At 73.5% G+C, this 16,436-nt stretch carries 13 protein-coding genes, 1 rRNA gene and 1 pseudogene; 3 read left to right on the top strand and 12 right to left on the bottom strand.

Translation table 11 applies throughout. From position 1 onward, the window contains the following. Position 1 precedes the first annotated feature (1 nt). Positions 2-1,636: a flavin monoamine oxidase family protein gene (locus tag ACZ51I_RS31035; protein ID WP_468882555.1), complete on the bottom strand. Its 1,635-nt coding sequence runs from the start codon at positions 1,634-1,636 to the stop codon at positions 2-4. A 34-nt stretch (positions 1,637-1,670) separates the two neighbouring features. Beyond that, a complete protein-coding gene (locus tag ACZ51I_RS31030) occupies positions 1,671-3,185 on the bottom strand; it encodes an APC family permease (RefSeq protein WP_468882551.1) in 1,515 nt (504 codons plus the stop codon). A gap of 161 nt (positions 3,186-3,346) precedes the next feature. Here ACZ51I_RS31030 and ACZ51I_RS31025 point away from each other — a divergent pair, with 161 nt between their 5' ends. After that, entirely contained in the window at positions 3,347-4,969 is a 1,623-nt protein-coding gene (locus ACZ51I_RS31025) for a PucR family transcriptional regulator (protein ID WP_468882549.1), read from the top strand. Positions 4,970-4,999: 30 nt separating this feature from the next. Here the strand turns inward: ACZ51I_RS31025 and ACZ51I_RS31020 are convergent, their stop codons facing one another. The 5 genes from ACZ51I_RS31020 to ACZ51I_RS31000 all read right to left on the bottom strand — a co-directional run bounded on the left by ACZ51I_RS31020 (position 5,000) and on the right by ACZ51I_RS31000 (position 10,128). Next, the gene (locus ACZ51I_RS31020; protein WP_468882547.1) at positions 5,000-6,085 is read right to left on the bottom strand and encodes a glycosyltransferase family 4 protein; all 1,086 of its coding nucleotides are present in this window, start codon (positions 6,083-6,085) and stop codon (positions 5,000-5,002) included. A 210-nt stretch (positions 6,086-6,295) separates the two neighbouring features. Then, positions 6,296-8,038, bottom strand: coding sequence for a DNA repair protein RecN (recN, locus tag ACZ51I_RS31015; RefSeq protein WP_468882544.1), 1,743 nt, complete (start codon positions 8,036-8,038; stop codon positions 6,296-6,298). Between the two features lie 83 nt (positions 8,039-8,121). Continuing rightward, complete coding sequence (locus ACZ51I_RS31010) at positions 8,122-9,045, bottom strand: NAD kinase (RefSeq protein ID WP_468882541.1); 924 nt, start codon at positions 9,043-9,045, stop codon at positions 8,122-8,124. Beyond that, a complete protein-coding gene (locus ACZ51I_RS31005; protein ID WP_468882539.1) occupies positions 9,042-9,857 on the bottom strand; it encodes a TlyA family RNA methyltransferase in 816 nt (271 codons plus the stop codon). The genes ACZ51I_RS31010 and ACZ51I_RS31005 overlap by 4 nt, the downstream gene beginning before the upstream one ends. 7 nt (positions 9,858-9,864) lie before the next feature. Next, entirely contained in the window at positions 9,865-10,128 is a 264-nt protein-coding gene (locus ACZ51I_RS31000) for a hypothetical protein (protein ID WP_468882537.1), read from the bottom strand. Between the two features lie 42 nt (positions 10,129-10,170). Here ACZ51I_RS31000 and ACZ51I_RS30995 point away from each other — a divergent pair, with 42 nt between their 5' ends. After that, positions 10,171-10,518 (top strand): SCP2 sterol-binding domain-containing protein, encoded by a 348-nt coding sequence (locus tag ACZ51I_RS30995; RefSeq protein WP_468882535.1) that lies wholly within the window; start codon positions 10,171-10,173, stop codon positions 10,516-10,518. A gap of 20 nt (positions 10,519-10,538) precedes the next feature. Here ACZ51I_RS30995 and ACZ51I_RS30990 read toward each other — a convergent pair whose 3' ends face one another. Together ACZ51I_RS30990 and ACZ51I_RS30985 are read right to left on the bottom strand one after the other, a co-directional pair. Beyond that, positions 10,539-11,405, bottom strand: coding sequence for an ABC transporter ATP-binding protein (locus ACZ51I_RS30990; RefSeq protein ID WP_468882532.1), 867 nt, complete (start codon positions 11,403-11,405; stop codon positions 10,539-10,541). Positions 11,406-11,516: 111 nt separating this feature from the next. Further along, complete coding sequence (locus tag ACZ51I_RS30985) at positions 11,517-12,593, bottom strand: HAD hydrolase-like protein (protein WP_468882529.1); 1,077 nt, start codon at positions 12,591-12,593, stop codon at positions 11,517-11,519. 76 nt (positions 12,594-12,669) lie between these two features. Between ACZ51I_RS30985 and ACZ51I_RS30980 the strand changes: the two genes are divergently transcribed. Further along, positions 12,670-13,965: a DUF1015 domain-containing protein gene (locus ACZ51I_RS30980; protein ID WP_468882526.1), complete on the top strand. Its 1,296-nt coding sequence runs from the start codon at positions 12,670-12,672 to the stop codon at positions 13,963-13,965. Between the two features lie 63 nt (positions 13,966-14,028). On the opposite strand, the gene ACZ51I_RS30975 is transcribed toward ACZ51I_RS30980, so the two are convergent. From ACZ51I_RS30975 to rrf, 3 genes and pseudogenes are all read right to left on the bottom strand, one after another. After that, the gene (locus tag ACZ51I_RS30975) at positions 14,029-14,832 is read right to left on the bottom strand and encodes a tetratricopeptide repeat protein (protein ID WP_468882599.1); all 804 of its coding nucleotides are present in this window, start codon (positions 14,830-14,832) and stop codon (positions 14,029-14,031) included. Positions 14,833-15,165: 333 nt separating this feature from the next. Beyond that, a pseudogene (locus tag ACZ51I_RS30970) lies at positions 15,166-15,996 on the bottom strand (tetratricopeptide repeat protein); the annotation flags it as partial. 335 nt (positions 15,997-16,331) lie between these two features. Beyond that, a 5S ribosomal RNA gene (rrf, locus tag ACZ51I_RS30965) occupies positions 16,332-16,436 on the bottom strand; the annotation flags it as partial.

Genomic DNA, 16,436 nt, shown 5'->3' with positions numbered 1-16,436 from the left:
CTCAGCGCAGCGCGTCGATCACCTCCTTGGCGGCGCGCTCGCCCTCGGTCGCGCCGCCTTCCATGAAGCCCTGGAAGTCGTACGAACAGTGCTCGCCGCCGATGTGGACGTTGCCCTGGGCGGTGCCCTCGTATCCGGCGTACCGGTGGAGGTAACCGACGGGCCAGCAGGAGTACGCGCCGAGGGAGTACGGGTTCTTGTGCCAGGCGGAGAGCTGGGCGCGGCCGGTGTACGCCCGGGAGGTGCCGGGGAAGAAGGCGTCGATGCCGGCCAGGTAGCGGGTGACCAGGTTCCGTACGTACGGGTCGGACTCGGTGGAGAACGGGCCGGCCGGGTTCAGGTTCCGGGCCAGGCTGCCGCCGCCGTACTGGAGGAGGATGCCGCCGGTCCCGCCCTGGACCTTGGTGGTGTCCCAGGTCTGCTGGACCTCGGTGTCGGTGAAGCAGTCGCCGGCGGAGACCCCGGGCCAGGCGCCGGTGCCGCGCCAGGGCCGGGTGCCGAACTGCATGTTGAGCTTGGTGCAGTAGCCCATGCGGGCGTCCCGCAGGAGGTTGCGCATGAGCGGGTCGAACGCGGCCTGGGAGAGGTCGAGTTGCTGGAGGATCGGCAGCGGGACGCAGAGGATCGTGTGGTCGGCGGTGACGGTCCGGGTGGCGCCCGCCTCGGTGAAGGTGAGCGTCTGGGTCCCGTCGGCGTTGGCCCGTACGGCCGTCAGCGACCAGCCCATGCGCAGGGTGCCGGGGGCGAGCGCCCCGGCGACGGCGTGGGGGAGCCGGTCGTTGCCGCCGACGACGTGGTAGCGCTCGTTGGAGAGGCCCCAGACGTTGAAGTTGCCCGGATTGGTCTGGTAGCCCATGAGCAGGACGAGGGCGAGCGAGGACTGTTCGGTGGTGTCGGCGCCGTACTCGACGTTGTAGGCGACGTCGATGAACTTCCCGAGCGGGGAGGAGTGCCCGCCGGGGACCCGGGTCTCGATCCACTCGTACAGCGACATGGTGTCGAGGGCGGTGCCGGTGGGGGTGGCCTGGTTCCACTTCACCTCGCCCGCGTCCAGCAGGTCGCGGTGGAGGGCCTGGTAGACGGCGTTGAAGTCCTCGTCGGCCTGGGCCCGGGGGTAGTAGGCGCCGCCGAACCAGAGGACCTCCTCGGCCCCGTTGGGGCCGCCGCCGAGGAAGTCCTCGGTGGCGAGGCCGAAGCGGCGGCAGAGCTCAAGGATCTTCTTGTGGCTGGTGTCGATCAGCTCGCCGCCGATCTCGGAGGTCTGGCCGTACGCCCAGTGGGCCCGCTGGGTCCACATGCGGCCGCCGACCCTTGACGGGTTCGCCTCGTAGAGCACCGGGCTCAGACCGGCGTCCTGGAGGGTGAGGGCGGCGGTGAGTCCGGAGATCCCGGCGCCGACGACGGCGATCCGGGCGGTGCTCCTGACCGGCGGGGTGGGGGTGGCGGCCGCGGCGGGGACGGCCGCGCCGACGCCTGCGGCGACGCCCGCGGCGGCGGCGTACTTGAGCAGGGACCGGCGCCCGAGGGCGTCGGTTCTCATGCCGCGCAACTCGTCGACGGGGAGGTTCAGCCGCCGGGCGGCGGCGTGCTCGGCGGCGAGGTTCTTCAGGAGGTGCATCGGGTTGGTGCGTGCCATGGGGCGCTCCTGGATCCTGGAGGGTGAGGGGGAATCAGCTCTGGGGTGCGGAGACGGGGACGGGGGGTTGCTCGGCGGGGCGCTCGGCGGCGTCCTCCAGGACGATCCGGCCGATGATCTCGTAGCGCTCGGGCCGCTTGGCCTTGAGGTAGAAACCGAGGCCGAGACCGCCGAAGAAGACGGCGCCGACGATCCAGGGGATCGCCTTGAAGAAGAGGGAGTCGGCGGCGAGACCGGCTGCGGTCTCCATGTTCATGACCAGCAGCACGACGACGGCGATCATGCCGATCCCGCCGAGGAGCGGGGCCGTGAGCGTCCTGAACCAGTGCCGGTCCTCGGGGTGGTTCGTGCGGAAGTAGCCGATGACGGCGAAGGAGCAGAGGGTCTGCACGATGAGGATCGCCATCGTGCCGAGGATCGCGAGCAGCGTGTAGAGGTGGATGTAGGGGTCCTGGCCGGTGAGCCAGAAGGCGGCGACGAGGGTGACGGCGATCGCGCTCTGCACGTACGAGGCGATGTACGGCGAGCCGTGCCGGGCGTGGGTCCGGCCGAGGGCGGGGTGGAGGAAGCCCTCCCGGCCGATGGCGTAGAGATAGCGCGAGGCGCACTGGTGGAAGGCCATGCCGCAGGCGAAGGAGCCGGTGAGCAGCAGCCACTGGAAGGCGTCGACGGCCCAGGCGCCGATGAAGGTCTCGGTCGGCGCGAAGAACAGGTCGAGGGGCGAGGAGGAGGCGGACAGCTTCACGGAGCCGGCGAGGCCGTTTCCGGCGATGGTCATCCACGACACGTAGATGTAGAAGAGGCCGACGCCGATGACGGATATCAGGGTGGCGCGCGGGATGACCCGCTTGGGGTCGCGGGACTCCTCGCCGTACATCGCGGTCGACTCGAAGCCGACCCACGACCAGAAGGCGAAGAAGAGACCGAGGCCGGCGGAGGTGCCGGTGAAGGCGTTCTTGGGGTTGACCGGCTCGACCGGGATGCCGTCGGGCCCGCCGCCGGCGATCAGGACGGCGGTGGCGACCGCGAAGAGGACGGCGATCTCCGCGACCAGCATCACCCCCAACGCCTTGGCGGTGAGGTTGATGTCGAAGTACGACAGGACGGCGGTGACGGCCAGCATGACCGCCGCGTACAGGACCCACGGCAGGTCGACGCCGAGCTGATCGGCGACGGTCGTCTTCGCGAAGTAGGCGAAGACGCCGACGATCGAGGCCTCGAAGACGATGTACGCGAGGACGGCGAGCATGCCGGAGGCCATGCCGGCGATCCGGCCCAGGCCGTGCGAGATGTAGCCGTAGAAGGCGCCCGCGGCCGTGATCCGCTTGGCCATGGCGACGTAGCCGACCGAGAAGACGGTCAGGACGAGCGTCGCGAAGAGATATCCGGCGGGCGCGCCGGTGCCGTTGCCGAAGCCGACGGCGATGGGGAGGTTTCCGGTCATCGCGGTGATCGGGGCGGCGGTGGCGACGGCCATGAAGACGACGCCGACGAGTCCGACCGAGTTCGCCTTGAGCCGGTGGACCTCTGGGGTGGGGTTCTCTGCCATGGGCCGAGAGGATCCTCGCGAGTGACGTAGGCCACAATCGACATGCGGTCGCGCAAATCCCGCCACGGGGCGACGAGTTGTCGCCCTGGTGTACGAACTGTCCGCTCCTGTGACCGTGGGGTGATGTCCCCGCGACACGGACGCGGGTAGCGTCCGGCCCCATGGACAATCAGGGCGGGATCACCGTGCAGCGGGCGCTGGAACTCCCCGGACTGCGCGGCGGGCTCCCGGAGGTCGTGGCGGGCGCCGACCGGCTGAACCGCACGGTGCGCTGGGTGCACGCGGGCGAGGTGCCGAACATCGCGTCGCTGCTCAAGGGCGGCGAACTGCTCCTCACGACGGGCCTCGGCCTGGGCACCCGCCCGGCCGAGCAGCGGGCCTTCGTCCGCCGCCTCGCCGACCGGGGCATCGCCGCGCTCGTCGTCGAACTGGGCCCGCGCTTCGCCCGCCTCCCCGCGACGATAGTGGAGACGGCCAGGGCCGCCGGCCTCCCCCTCGTCCAGCTCCACCGCGAAGTCCCCTTCGTCGCCGTCACGGAGGAGATCCACACCGAGATCGTCAACGGCCACTACGCCCTCCAGCGGCAGGCCGAGGAGGTCCACCGGCAGTGCACGGAGGCGCTGCTCGGCGGCGGCGGGGTCCCGCAGGTGCTCCGCATCCTCTCCGACTTCGCCGCCAACCCGGTCTTCCTGGAGACCGCCGACGGACAGCTGCTGTACGCCGCGGGCACCGAGTCCGCGCCGGCCGACCCGCTCCAGGTGTGGGACGGGCTGCGCGGCCAGCGGGCGGCCCGGGAGTCCGGCCCGCCCTCCGGCACGGTCCTCGTCGACGTGCCCGGCGGCGGCCCCGGTACGGGTTCGGTACGGGCCCGTCTCGTCCTCCTCGCCGTCTCGGGCGCCCTGTCCCCCGTCCACCGGATGGCGGCCGAACGGGCGGCGGGGCTCCTCGCGGTCGTCCTCATGCAGGCCCGCCAGGAGGAGGAGCTGGCCGCGCGCGGCCGCGGCGACTTCCTGACGGACCTGGCGGAGGGCCGGATCTCGGCGGAGGACGCCCCGGCGCAGGCGCGGGTCCTGGGCTTCAAGCCGGGGGACGGCCCGCTCCTCCCGGTGGTGATGCGCCTGGCCCCGGAGCTCTCCCCCTCGGGCAACTGGGCGCTGCTCGCCCGAGCGGTCCTGGAGGAACTGTCCTCGGTGGGCGTCCCGGCCCTCCTCGGCGTCCGCCCGGTCGAGGGCCGGGTCCCGCTGCTCCTCGGCCTGCGCTCGGAGTCGGAGCGGACGGCGGTCGCGGACCGGGTCGCGGCGGCGCTGCGCGCGGGCGTGGAGCGGGCCGGCCTCGAACGGGCCGGGGCGCACCCCCCGGTCGTGGTGGTCGGCGTCGCGGGCGGCTGGGCGGCGGCCTCGGCGGGCCTGCGGCACGCGGCGGAGACGGCGACGGCGGCGCAGGGCCTCTCGGACCTGCCCTGGTACGACGCCCGCCGCCTCGACATCGACCTGCTGCTGTGGCGCCTGCGCGACCACCCGGACCTGGCGGCCTTCGTGGACCGGGCGATCGGCCCTCTGCGGGACCACGACGGCGCCTCCCGCCCGCCGCTCCTGCCCACCCTGGAGACGTACCTGGCGCACGCGGGACGCAAGGCGGAGACGGCGCGCGAGCTCCACCTCAACCGCCAGACCCTCTACAACCGCCTGGCCCGCATCTCGGAACTCCTGGGCACGGACCTGGACGACCCGCAGACGGTCCTGGCCCTCTCCCTGGCCCTCAGGGCCCGCCGCCACACGGCGTGACCCCCCGTCGGGGCGCGGGCCCCGACGGGGTCAGCGCCCCACCAGCTCGTCGTACACCGACAGCACATGCGCCACGGTCTCGTCCTCCGTGGGCCACGACCGCGCCTGCACCCGTCCCGCCGCCGCCAGGTCCATCCGCCGTTCCACGTCCTCCAACAAGCCCCGCACCGCCCCCGCGAGGGCCCCCGCGTCGCCGTACGGCACCAGCTCCGCCGCGTCTCCGACGAGTTCCGGGACGCCGCCGACCGCCGTCGCGACGAGCGGCACCCCGAGCCGGAGCGCCTCCTGCGCGAGCAGGGAGCGGGCCTCCCACCGCGACGGCAGTACGGCGACGTCGGCGGCCGCGAGCAGTTCGGCGACGTCGTCCCGGCGCCCGATGAGCCGCACGGGGAGCCGTTCGTCGGCGATCCGCCGTTGCAGGAAGGCCCGTTCCCGCCCCTCGCCGGCGACGACGAGCAGCGGCTGCGGGTCGAGCTCCCGCCACTCCCGGGCCGCGTCGAGCAGCGTCCGGTACCCCCGGCCGCGTTCGAGCGCGCCGACGGCCATGAGCAGGGGCCGGTCGACTGCGCCGAGTTCGGCGCGGGCCTTGCCGTCGTGGAGGCAGACGGGGCCGCGCGCGGGGGGCACGGTGACGGGAGCGAGGCGGGCGTCCCTGGCCCCGCGCCGCCGGGCCCGGTCGACGAGTTCGGACGAGGTGCCGAGGACGACGGTCGCCGCTCGCGCGGTCCTCCGCTCCAGGAGGCGCAGCACCCCGCCCCGGGCCCCGTCCACGTGGTCGCGGCCGTGCCAGGTGGTCACCAGGGGCGTCCTGCCGGACCCGGTCAGCGCGAGCGCGAGCGCGGCCCGCACGGAGGCCTGGAGGCCGTGCGCGTGGACCACGTCCGCGCCGATGCAGGCGTTGCGGAGCGCGGTGACGGTCGCGGGGTCGCCGAGCCGCGGCAGGGGCACGAAGCGCGCGCCCGCGCCCAGGTAGTCGTAGGTGCGGTCGAGTTCGGCCGGGGCGCACACGGTCACCCGCACGCCCCTCGCCACCAGCCCCGAGGCAAGTGATCGGACGTGCGCGCTGCTGCCCGCGCCGCCGCCGCCCAGCACCTGGACCGTACGGAGCTGTGTCACGCGCCCAAGGATGCCAGCCCGTGCCCCCGACCGTACGCACGTTCCGGCACCGAAATGGCGTCGTTCCCCTGAGCGGAAGGCGTACGGCGCCGGGACGCACTCCACGGGTTCACTCACGCGGGTGAGCGCACGAGCGGGAGACGCGCTCCCCGCCCCCGGGCCTCGCGCCGGGTCCCCCGCCCACTCGTACGGTCCGCCCCGGCGCGCGGGTCACGCGTCGGCGCGAGCCGTCGCCAGCAGCTCCTCGGCGTGGGCCCTGGCCGTCTCGGAGTCCTCCTGGCCCGCGAGCATCCGGGACAGCTCCCTGACCCGCTCCTCGCCCTCCAGGACGGTGACGCCGGAGCGGGTCACCGAGCCGTCGTTGGTCTTCTCGACGAGCAGCTGCCGGTCGGCGAAGGCCGCGACCTGCGGGAGATGGGTGACGACCACGACCTGCGCGGACTTGGCGAGTTTGGCGAGCCGACGGCCGATCTCGACGGCCGCCTTGCCGCCCACGCCCGCGTCGACCTCGTCGAAGAGATAGGTCGGCACCGGGTCGACCCCGGCGAAGACGACCTCCACCGCGAGCATCACCCGGGACAGCTCACCGCCGGACGCGCCCTTGGCGATGGGCCGGGGCGGGGCGCCGGGGTGCGGGGCGAGCAGCAGCTCGACCTCGTCGGCCCCGGACGGGCCGTAGGCGACGCGCCGGCCGCCGACCTCGACGCCCTCGGGGTCCTCGGTCTGGGCGATGGCGAAGGACACGCGCGCGTGCGGCATGGCCAGCGAGGCGAGCTCGGCGGTGACGGCGTCGGCGAACCGGGCGGCCGTCTCCGTGCGCGCGTCGGTGAGCCGCTGCGCGAGCACCGAGAGCTCGTCGCGCAGCCGGTCCCGCTCGGCGGTGAGTTCCTCGATCCGGTCGTCGTCACCGTCGAGCTCGCCGAGCCGGCCCGCGCTCTCCTCCGCCCAGGCGAGGACACCGGCGATGTCCTCGCCGTACTTCCTCGTCAGCTGGGTGAGGGCCGCCCGCCGCTCCTCGACGGCCGCGAGCCGCAGCGGGTCGGCGTCCAGGTCGTCGGCGTATCCGGCCAGCTCCTGCGCCACGTCCGAGAGCAGGATGGAGATCTCGCCCATCCGGTCGGCCAGCCCGGCGAGCGCCGGATCGTGCGACCGCACGGCTTCCAGGGCCCGGCCCGCGCCCGCGACCAGGGTGGTCGCGTCGACGGACTCGGGGTCCTCGGGGTTGCCCGCGAGCGCGCCGTGCGCGAGCGCGGCGGCGGAGGCGAGGGCCTCGGCGTGCCCGAGCCGCTCGGCCTCGGCGGCGAGCTCGACGTCCTCGCCGGGCAGCGGGGCGACGGCCTCGATCTCGCCGAGCCCGAAGCGCAGCAGATCGGCCTCCTGGGCGCGTTCCCTGGCCCGGGTGGTGATCTCGTCCAGTTCGGTGGTGACGGCGCGCAGCCGCCGGTACGCCTCGCCGTAGGCGGCGAGCGGCACCGAGACGGCCTCACCGGCGTACCGGTCGAGGGCGCCGCGCTGCCGGGCCGGCTTGAGCAGGCCCTGCTGGTCGGTCTGGCCGTGGACGGCGACGAGCTCGTCGGCGAGTTCGGCGAGGAGCCCGACGGGCACGGAGCGCCCGCCGAGGTGGGCGCGGGAGCGTCCCTCGGCGGAGACGGTACGGCTGACGAGGAGCACGCCGTCGTCGAGCTCGGCCCCGGCCTCCTCGGCGCGTACGGCCACGGGCGTGCCGGCGGGCACGCTGATCCGCCCCTCGACGACGGCCGACGCCGCGCCGATCCGCACCAGGGCCGCGTCGGCACGTCCGCCGAGCAGCAGCCCCAGGCTGGTCACGACCATGGTCTTGCCCGCGCCGGTCTCACCGGTCACCGCGGTGAAGCCGGGCGACAGCTCGACCACCGCGTCGTCGATGACCCCGAGCGACCGTATCCGCATCTCCTCCAGCACGCCCCAGACCATACGAGGTTTCCCGGGTCCGATGCGACATCGCCCCCGGGCGTAACCCCCGGGAGGACCACTCGTTACGGTCCGGGCGGGCGCGCTCAGTGCGGGGCGCCCCGCCATCCCGAGACCGGCAGGGCGAACTTGGCGACGAGCCGGTCCGTGAAGGAGGCGTGGTGCAGCCGGGCGAGCCGGACCGGCACGGCGCCCCGCCGTACCTCCACGCGTGCCCCCGCCGGGAGTTCCACGGTCCGCCGCCCGTCGCACCACAGCACGCCGTGCGGGGTGTGCGGCTCGACCTCGACGGCCAGCACCGACTCTGGGGTGGTGATGAGCGGCTTGGCGAAGAGGGCGTGGGCCCCGATCGGGACCATGAGCAGCGCCTCGACCTCGGGCCAGACCACGGGCCCGCCCGCCGAGAACGCGTACGCGGTGGAGCCGGTGGGTGTCGCGCAGATCACCCCGTCGCAGCCGAAGCCGGTCACCGGACGCCCGTCGATCGCGAGCACGACCTCCAGCATGCGTTCGGGCGAGACCTTCTGTACGGCGGCCTCGTTGAGCGCCCAGTCGCGGTGCAGGACGTCGCCGTTCTCGTACACGACGACGTCGAGGGTCATCCGCTCCTCGACCTCGTACGCCTTGGTGACGACCCGGTCGACGACCTTGTCGAGGTCGTCGCGCTCGGCCTCCGCGAGGAAGCCGACGCGTCCCAGGTTGACGCCGAGCATGGGCACGCCGGACGCGCGGGAGAACTCGGCGCCGCGCAGCAGGGTGCCGTCGCCGCCGAGAACGACGAGGAGTTCACAGCCGTCGAGCGCGTCGGAGCATGCCTCCGGCACCTTCTCGACGGACGGCGGCAGCGGCAGGTCCGCTGCCTCCGCCTCCAGGACGCGGACGCCGATGCCGCTGCGCAGCAGCCCCAGGACGACCAGTTCGGCGCTGCGCACGGCGGCCGGCCGGCCGGTGTGCGCGAGCAGGAAGACGGTGCGTGTTGTTCCCGATGGTGCTGCTGCCGTTGAGCTCAACGAGGTCCCTCCGCCACGGCGCGGTCGACGTCCGCCGGATCGAGCGCGGGCGCGCCTGCCCGCAGCCACAGAAAGTACTCGACGTTCCCGGAGGGCCCGGGCAGGGGGCTGGCGGTGACGCCGAGGACGCCGAGGCCGAGCTCGCCGGCCTGCCGGGCCACGTTCTTCACGGCGTCCGCGCGCAGTTCGGTGGACCGCACGACCCCGCCCGTGCCGAGCCGCTCCTTGCCCACCTCGAACTGCGGCTTGACCATGAGGACGAGGTCGGCGCCGGGTGCCGTGCAGGCCGCGAGGGCCGGCAGGACGAGGCCGAGCGGGATGAAGGAGAGATCGCCGACGACGAGGTCGACCGGGACGCCGTCGATCGCGTCGAGCGTCAGCTCGCGCACGTTCGTGCGGTCCTTCACGGTGACGCGCTCGTCGCTCTGCAGTGACCAGGCGAGCTGTCCGTAGCCGACGTCGACGGCGACGACATGGGCGGCGCCCGCGCGCAGCAGGACGTCCGTGAAGCCGCCGGTGGAGGCTCCGGCGTCCAGGGCCCGCCGGCCTTCGACCTTCAGCCCCCGGGGGACGAAGGCGGCGAAGGCTCCGGCGAGCTTGTGGCCGCCGCGCGAGACGTAGTCGGGGTCGGAGTCGTCCTGGACGACGACGATGGCCGCGGCGGTCTCGACCTGGGTGGCGGGCTTGGTGGCGACGGTCTTGCCGACGGTCACCCGGCCCGCGGCGATCAGCTGGCTGGCGTGCTCGCGCGAGCGCGCGAGCTTGCGCCGGACCAGCTCGGCGTCGAGACGGCGGCGTGCCACTCCTGCCACGTTCGGTTCAGCTCCTGTTGTCGTGCGGACGGGGGGCGGGGTGCGTGTCGAGCGAGGTCAGCTCGGCGCGCAGTCCCCGGTGTACATCCTCGTACACCGCCAGGTGTCCGTCCGCCGGGAGGTGGTCCACCTCCGCGAGACGCGCGAGGTGGACGTCCACGGCGGCATGGCCGGTGAGCTGCGGGACGACACCGAGCGGCGCGGGGCCGGCGGGCTCGTCCGTCTCGACCGGGGCCTGCTCGTGAGGGGCTTCGGGGGTGGCGGCGCTCATCCCCCGACGCTACCTCGAAGGCCTGGGGTACCGTCGACGGCGATGGCGACGATCACGGAGTGCCGCGACGCACTGGACAGACTTTCGGACAATCTCGCGCGGGCGGACGAGGGCGTGCGCGGTGCGGCCGCGTTCGACCGCAGTCTGAGCTGCCACCTCACCGACCTCGACACGACGTTCGCGGGCCGCCTCACGGACGGCAGGATCCGGGTCGACTCCACGGTGGCGGGCCCGCCACGGGACAAGGCGCAGATCCGGCTCGCGATGACCGGCGACGACCTGGTGGCGATGGTGGACGGCGAGCTGAACTTCGCGAAGGCGTGGGCCGCGGGCCGGGTCAGACTGGAGGCCGGCTTCCGCGACCTCCTGCGCCTGCGGTCGCTCCTGTAGCGGTACGGGGGCCGACGCGGTCACTTCCGCAGCGCGGGCTCCTGCGGCGCCGGCTCTTCGGCCCGGGCCACCACGGTCGCCCGGCCACGGGCCTTCCGTCCGGCCGGCACCACCAGCGGGGTCCCCGTCTCGGGGTCGGCGATGACCTGGCAGCGCAGCCCGAAGACCCGCTCGACCAGCTCGGCGGTCACCACCTCCGACGGCGGGCCCTCGGCGACCACCTCGCCGTCGCGGACGGCGATGAGGTGGGTGGCGTACCGGGCCGCGTGGTTGAGGTCGTGGAGGACGGCGACGAGCGTCCGCCCCTGCGTCTCGTGCAGCTCGGCGCACAGGTCGAGGACGTCGATCTGGTGCTGGATGTCGAGGTACGTGGTCGGCTCGTCGAGCAGCAGCAGCGGCGTCTGCTGGGCGAGCGCCATGGCGATCCAGACGCGCTGGCGCTGACCGCCGGAGAGCTCGTCCACATACCGGTCGGCCAGCTCGGCGACGCCCGTCGCCGCCATGGACTCGCGGGTGACGCGCTCGTCCTCGGGGGACCACTGGCGCAGCAGTCCCTGGTGGGGATGGCGGCCGCGGGCGACGAGGTCGGCGACGGTGATGCCGTCCGGGGCCACGGAGGTCTGGGGCAGCAGTCCGAGGGTCTTGGCGACCTTCTTGGCGGGCATGGTCTGGATCGACTGCCCGTCGAGCAGCACCCGCCCCTCGCTGGGCTTCAGCATCCGCGCGAGGGCGCGGAGCAGGGTGGACTTGCCGCAGGCGTTGGGCCCGACGATGACGGTGAACGAGTTGTCGGGAATCGCGACGGACAGCTCGCGGGCGATGACCCGCTGCTCGTACGCCAGAGTCACCGATTCCGCGCTCAGGCGCTGCTGCTGCCGACCGTCCATACCCGCACTCCCGCTGTCTCGTCCGTGGTCATACCCGGCGGTGACGACCACGACCCACGCGGAGTTAGGTTAGCCTACCCAACCTCAATCCCGGCCCCGGGCGGCGCCCCCTCACAGCCCGAGCAGCTCCAGCGCCTTCGCCGCGTCGGGCACACCGCCGCCCGGCCGGTCCGCCTCCGTCCAGGCCGCCCCGCACAGCGCCCGTACCCCGTCCATCACGTCCGTCCCCTCTCCCGGCGTGCCGTCGAGGACGAGCTCACCGCCGCTCACGGAAGCCCGCCACGCCCCGCACACGAAGCCCCCGTCCCCGTCCGCGACGACCTCCGGCTGCCCCGTGAGCAGCCCCCTTAGATCGGCCGCCACATACGTGGGCCGGTGCTCGGGCGCGGCCGCGAGCAACCGCGCCACGTCCGTCACCCCGGTCAGTACGAGCAGTGAGTCGACCCCGCCGTTGAACGCGCCCTCGATGTCGGTGTCGAGCCGGTCCCCCACCACCAACGGCCGCTCGGCCCCCGTCCGCAGCACCGTCTCGCGGTGCATCGGCGGCAGCGGCTTCCCCGCGACCTTCGGCTCCACCCGGCCGCCGGTGGCGATCCGTACGACCTCCACCGCCGCCCCGTTCCCCGGTCCGATCCCCCGCGCCCCCGGAATCGTCAGATCCGTGTTCGAGGCGTACCACGGCACCCCCGCCGCCACCGCGTACGCGGCCTCCGCGAACCGCGCCCACGGCATCCCCGGCCCTCCGTACCCCTGCACGACCGCCGCCGGGTCGTCGTCCGCCGACTCCACCGGCACGAGGCCCCGCTCGCGCAGCGCCACCCGCAGCCCCTCGCCGCCGATGACGAGGACCCTGGAGCCCGCCGGCACCTCGTCCGCGATCAGCCGGGCCACCGCCTGCGCCGAGGTGACCACGTCCCCGGCCTCCGCGGGCACGCCCAGCTCCGTCAGATGCTCCGCCACCTCGGCCGGCGTCCGCAGCGCGTTGTTGGTGACGTAGGCGAGGTGCATCCCGCCGTCCCGGGCCGCCCCGAGCGACTCGACCGCGTGCGGCACCGCCTCCCCGCCCGCGTACACGACACCGTCCAGGTCCAGGAGCGCCGTGTCGTACGCCTCGCTCAGCGCGACCTCGCTGCCTCCCGGGTACTTCCTGCCGCCGTCCCGCTGTCCCTGGCCGTTCCGCACCGTCACCGCACACTCCTCGACTCGTGAATCCGCCCGCTCCCCCGATCATCGCTCATGCCCGCCGCCCACATACGATGACGGGATGAACACATCAGGTCACGCGGCCGACGACGTCCGCGACGACGCCACGGGCCTGCGCCTGGCCCCGTTCCGGGGACTCCGGTACGTCCCCGAACGGGTCGGCAGCCTCGCGGCCGTGACGTCTCCTCCGTACGACGTCGTCGTACGACCTGACGGACTGCTCCATCTGGAGTCCGCGGATCCGCACAACATCGTCCGGCTGATCCTCCCGCAGGCCATCACCGCGGGCACCCGCCACCGCAAGGCCGCCGTCACCCTCGACCGCTGGCTCGCGGACGGCGTCCTCGCCCCGGACCCGGAGCCCGCGCTCTACGTGTACGAGCAGCACGGCGACGGCATCCTCCAGCGCGGCGTCATCGGAGCCCTGGAACTCTCCGACCCGGCCGAGGGCATCGTCCTCCCCCACGAGGACGTCATGCCGCACGTCGTGGAGGACCGCGCCGCCCTGATGCGGACCACGGCGGCCAACCTGGAGCCCCTGCTCCTCACGTACGTCGGTGAGGACGAGGGCGGCGCCGACGCGGTCATCGAGCGCACCGTCCGGCGCGAGCCGCTGCTCGCCACCACCACGGAGGACGGCTTCCACCACCGCCTCTGGTCGGTCACGGACCCCGCCGAACTCGCCGTGATCGCCGGCGAACTGGCCCGGCACCAGGCCCTCATCGCCGACGGCCACCACCGCTGGGCGACGTATCTGCGCCTGCGCGAGGAGCACGCGGCTCCCGGCCCCTGGAACTACGGCCTGGTCCTCCTCATCGACACCGCCCGCTACCCCCTGCGGGTCCGCGCGATTCACCGTCTCCTCAACCGTCTGCCGGTCGCCGACGCCCTCACGGCCCTCGGCGACTCGTTCCGGATCCGCCGGATCGAGGGGGCCCTGCCGACGGCCCTGGAGGCCCTGGAGGCGGCCACGGCCGAGGGCAACGCCTTCCTCCTGGCCGGCGACGGCGCCTTCCACCTCCTCGACCGCCCGGATACGGACCTCCTCGACCGCACGATCCGTACGGACCGCCCCCAGGCCTGGCGGACCCTGGACGCGACGGTCCTGCACTCCACGCTCCTGGAGCACGTCTGGCACATCCCGGACGCACCCGAGGACATCAGCTACATCCACGACACGGAGGCGGCGGTCGAGCAGGCGGAACGCCGCGGCGGTACGGCGGTCCTCATGCACCCGGTACGGGAGGAGGTCGTCCGCGACCTCGCCCGTCAGGGCGTCACGATGCCCCGCAAGTCGACCTCCTTCGGCCCGAAGCCCGCGACGGGCCTGGTCCTGAGAAGCCTCGCCCTGGACTGAGAGCAGCGAAACGAAAGAAGGGCGGCACCCATAGGGTGCCGCCCTTCTCGCTACTCCACGGGATCAGCCCTTGTCGGCGTCCCGCTCGACCTCGTCGTCGTCCTCGTCGTCGTCGTCGTCCTCGTCGTCCTCGTCGACGTCGAGCTCGACATCGACGACACCCGGCTCGTCCGACTCTTCCTCGGTCTCGTCGAAGGCGTCGACGAACTCGACGCCGTCCATCTCGGCGAGCCGGTCGGAGGCGTCCGTGGCGCCGTCCTTGTCGGCCTCCAGGGCCTTGGCGAACCACTCGCGCGCCTCGCGCTCACGGCCGGCGGCCAGCAGCGCGTCGGCGTAGGCGTACCGCAGACGCGCGGTCCACGGGTGCACGGCGCTCGAGGCGAGCTCAGGGCTCTGGAGCGTCACGATGGCCGCGTCCAGCTGCCCCAGGTCCCGGCGGGCGCCGGCGGCGACGAGCCGCATCTCGACCTGCCCGGCCTTGTCCAGCTTCTGCACCTCGGGCTCACCGGCCATCGCCAGTGCCCGCTCGGGCCGGCCGAGGCCGCGCTCGCAGTCGGCCATGACGGGCCACAGCTCGACCCCGCCGCTCATCCGGCGCGCGGCCCGGAACTCGGCCAGCGCCTCGGAGTACTTCTGCGTCGCGTACGCGGCGAAGCCGGCGGCCTCGCGGACGGCTGCGACACGGGAGGCGAGCCGCAGGGCGACCCTGGAGTAGCCGTACGCCTTCTCGGGGTCCTCGTCGATCAGCTGGGCGACCATGACGAGGTTGCGCGAGACGTCCTCGGCGAGCCCCTTGGGCAGGCTCATCAGCTCCTGGCGCACATCCGGGTCGATCTCCTCACCGGTGACCTCCGGCGGGATCGGCAGACGCTTGATCGGCGCGCGGTCGCCACGGTCCCGCTCGCCGCCACGGTCGTCGCGACGCCCGTAACCGCCGCGGTCGTCACGCCCACGGAACCCACCGCGGTCGCCGCCACGGTCGTCACGGCGGAAACCGCCACCGCGGGTGTCCCCGCCACGGCTGTCCCCACCACGGTCATCGCGGCGGAAGCCACCGCCACGGTTGTCGTCCCGACGGAACGACGAGGGACGCTCGCCCCCACGGTCGTCACGGCGGAAGCCGCCACCGCGGTTGTCGTCGCGCCGGTCGTCCCGGCGGTCGTCACGCTGCCCGTACGAAGGCCGGTCGTCCCGACGGAACGAGGACGGACGCTCGTCACGCCGGTCGTCCCGACGGAACGGCGGACGCTCGCCACCACGGTCATCGCGACGGAAACCGCCGCCACGGTTGTCTCCACCACGGTCGTCGCGACGGAACCCGCCACCGCGGTTGTCGTCGCGCTGGCCGTACGAGGGCCGGTCGTCCCGACGGAACGGCGGACGCTCGCCACCACGGTCGTCACGGCGGAAGCCACCGCCACGGTTGTCGCCGCCACGGTTGTCGTCACGACGGTCGTCACGCTGGCCGTACGAGGGCCGGTCGTCCCGACGGAACGCCGGGCGCTCGCCACCACGGTCATCGCGACGGAAACCGCCCCCGCGGTTGTCCCCGCCACGGTTGTCGTCACGGCGGTCGTCACGACGGAAGCCACCGCCACGGTTGTCGCCACCGCGGTTGTCATCACGCCGGCCGTCGCGCTGCCCGTAGGAGGGACGGTCATCGCGACGGAAGCCACCCCCGCGATTGTCGTCACGACGGTCGTCACGCTGGCCGAAAGAGGGCCGGTCGTCCCGGCGGAACGGCGGACGCTCGCCACCACGGTCGTCACGACGGAAGCCACCGCTGCGGTTGTCCCCACCACGGTCGTCGCGGCGGAAGCCGCCCCCGCGGTTGTCCCCGCCACGGTTGTCATCACGACGGAAGCCACCGCCGCGGTTGTCCCCACCGCGGTTGTCGCCGCCCCGGTCGTCACGACGGAACCCACCGCCGCGGTTGTCCCCGCCGCGGTTGTCATCGCGGCGGTCATCACGACGGAAGCCACCGCCGCGGTTGTCCCCACCGCGGTTGTCGCCGCCCCGGTCATCGCGGCGGAAGCCGCCGCCCCGGTTGTCGCCACCACGGTTGTCGTCACGGCGGAAGCCGCCGCCGCGGTTGTCGTCGCGACGGAAGCCTCCCCCGCCACGGTTGTCATCACGGCGCGGCCCGCGGAAGCCGCCCCGGTCGCCACCGGCACCGTCCCCGCGACGCGGCTCGCGCTCCGGACGGTCGTCGGGAGAGTTGGTGGGCATCGGTGTGACTCCTGTCTTCGGGTACTGCAGTCATTCTCGCGCAGCCGGCACTCGGCCGCGCATCGGAAAAGTCAAGCGAAAAACAAAAGGACCCCTGGTCCCAGCGTGAACGCTGGGACCAGGGGTCCTGAAGAATTGTTCGGCGGCGTCCTACTCTCCCACAGGGTCCCCCCTGCAGTACCATCGGCGCTGAAAGGCTTAGCTTCCGGGTTCGGAATGTAACCGGGCGTTTCCCTAACGCT

It is taken from the genome of Streptomyces sp. NPDC034084 (assembly GCF_055575535.1).
This window is presented reverse-complemented; position numbering and strand designations above follow the sequence as displayed.

Excerpts from the sequence above, each read along its gene's own strand:
- ACZ51I_RS30995 (WP_468882535.1), top strand. The coding sequence starts at position 10,171 with ATGGCGACGATCACGGAGTGCCGCGACGCACTGGACAGACTTTCGGAC.
- ACZ51I_RS30980 (WP_468882526.1), top strand. The coding sequence starts at position 12,670 with ATGAACACATCAGGTCACGCGGCCGACGACGTCCGCGACGACGCCACG.
- recN (WP_468882544.1), bottom strand. The coding sequence starts at position 8,038 with ATGGTCTGGGGCGTGCTGGAGGAGATGCGGATACGGTCGCTCGGGGTC.
- ACZ51I_RS31030 (WP_468882551.1), bottom strand. The coding sequence starts at position 3,185 with ATGGCAGAGAACCCCACCCCAGAGGTCCACCGGCTCAAGGCGAACTCG.
- ACZ51I_RS31035 (WP_468882555.1), bottom strand. The coding sequence starts at position 1,636 with ATGGCACGCACCAACCCGATGCACCTCCTGAAGAACCTCGCCGCCGAG.
- ACZ51I_RS31000 (WP_468882537.1), bottom strand. The coding sequence starts at position 10,128 with ATGAGCGCCGCCACCCCCGAAGCCCCTCACGAGCAGGCCCCGGTCGAG.
- ACZ51I_RS30990 (WP_468882532.1), bottom strand. The coding sequence starts at position 11,405 with ATGGACGGTCGGCAGCAGCAGCGCCTGAGCGCGGAATCGGTGACTCTG.
- ACZ51I_RS31025 (WP_468882549.1), top strand. The coding sequence starts at position 3,347 with ATGGACAATCAGGGCGGGATCACCGTGCAGCGGGCGCTGGAACTCCCC.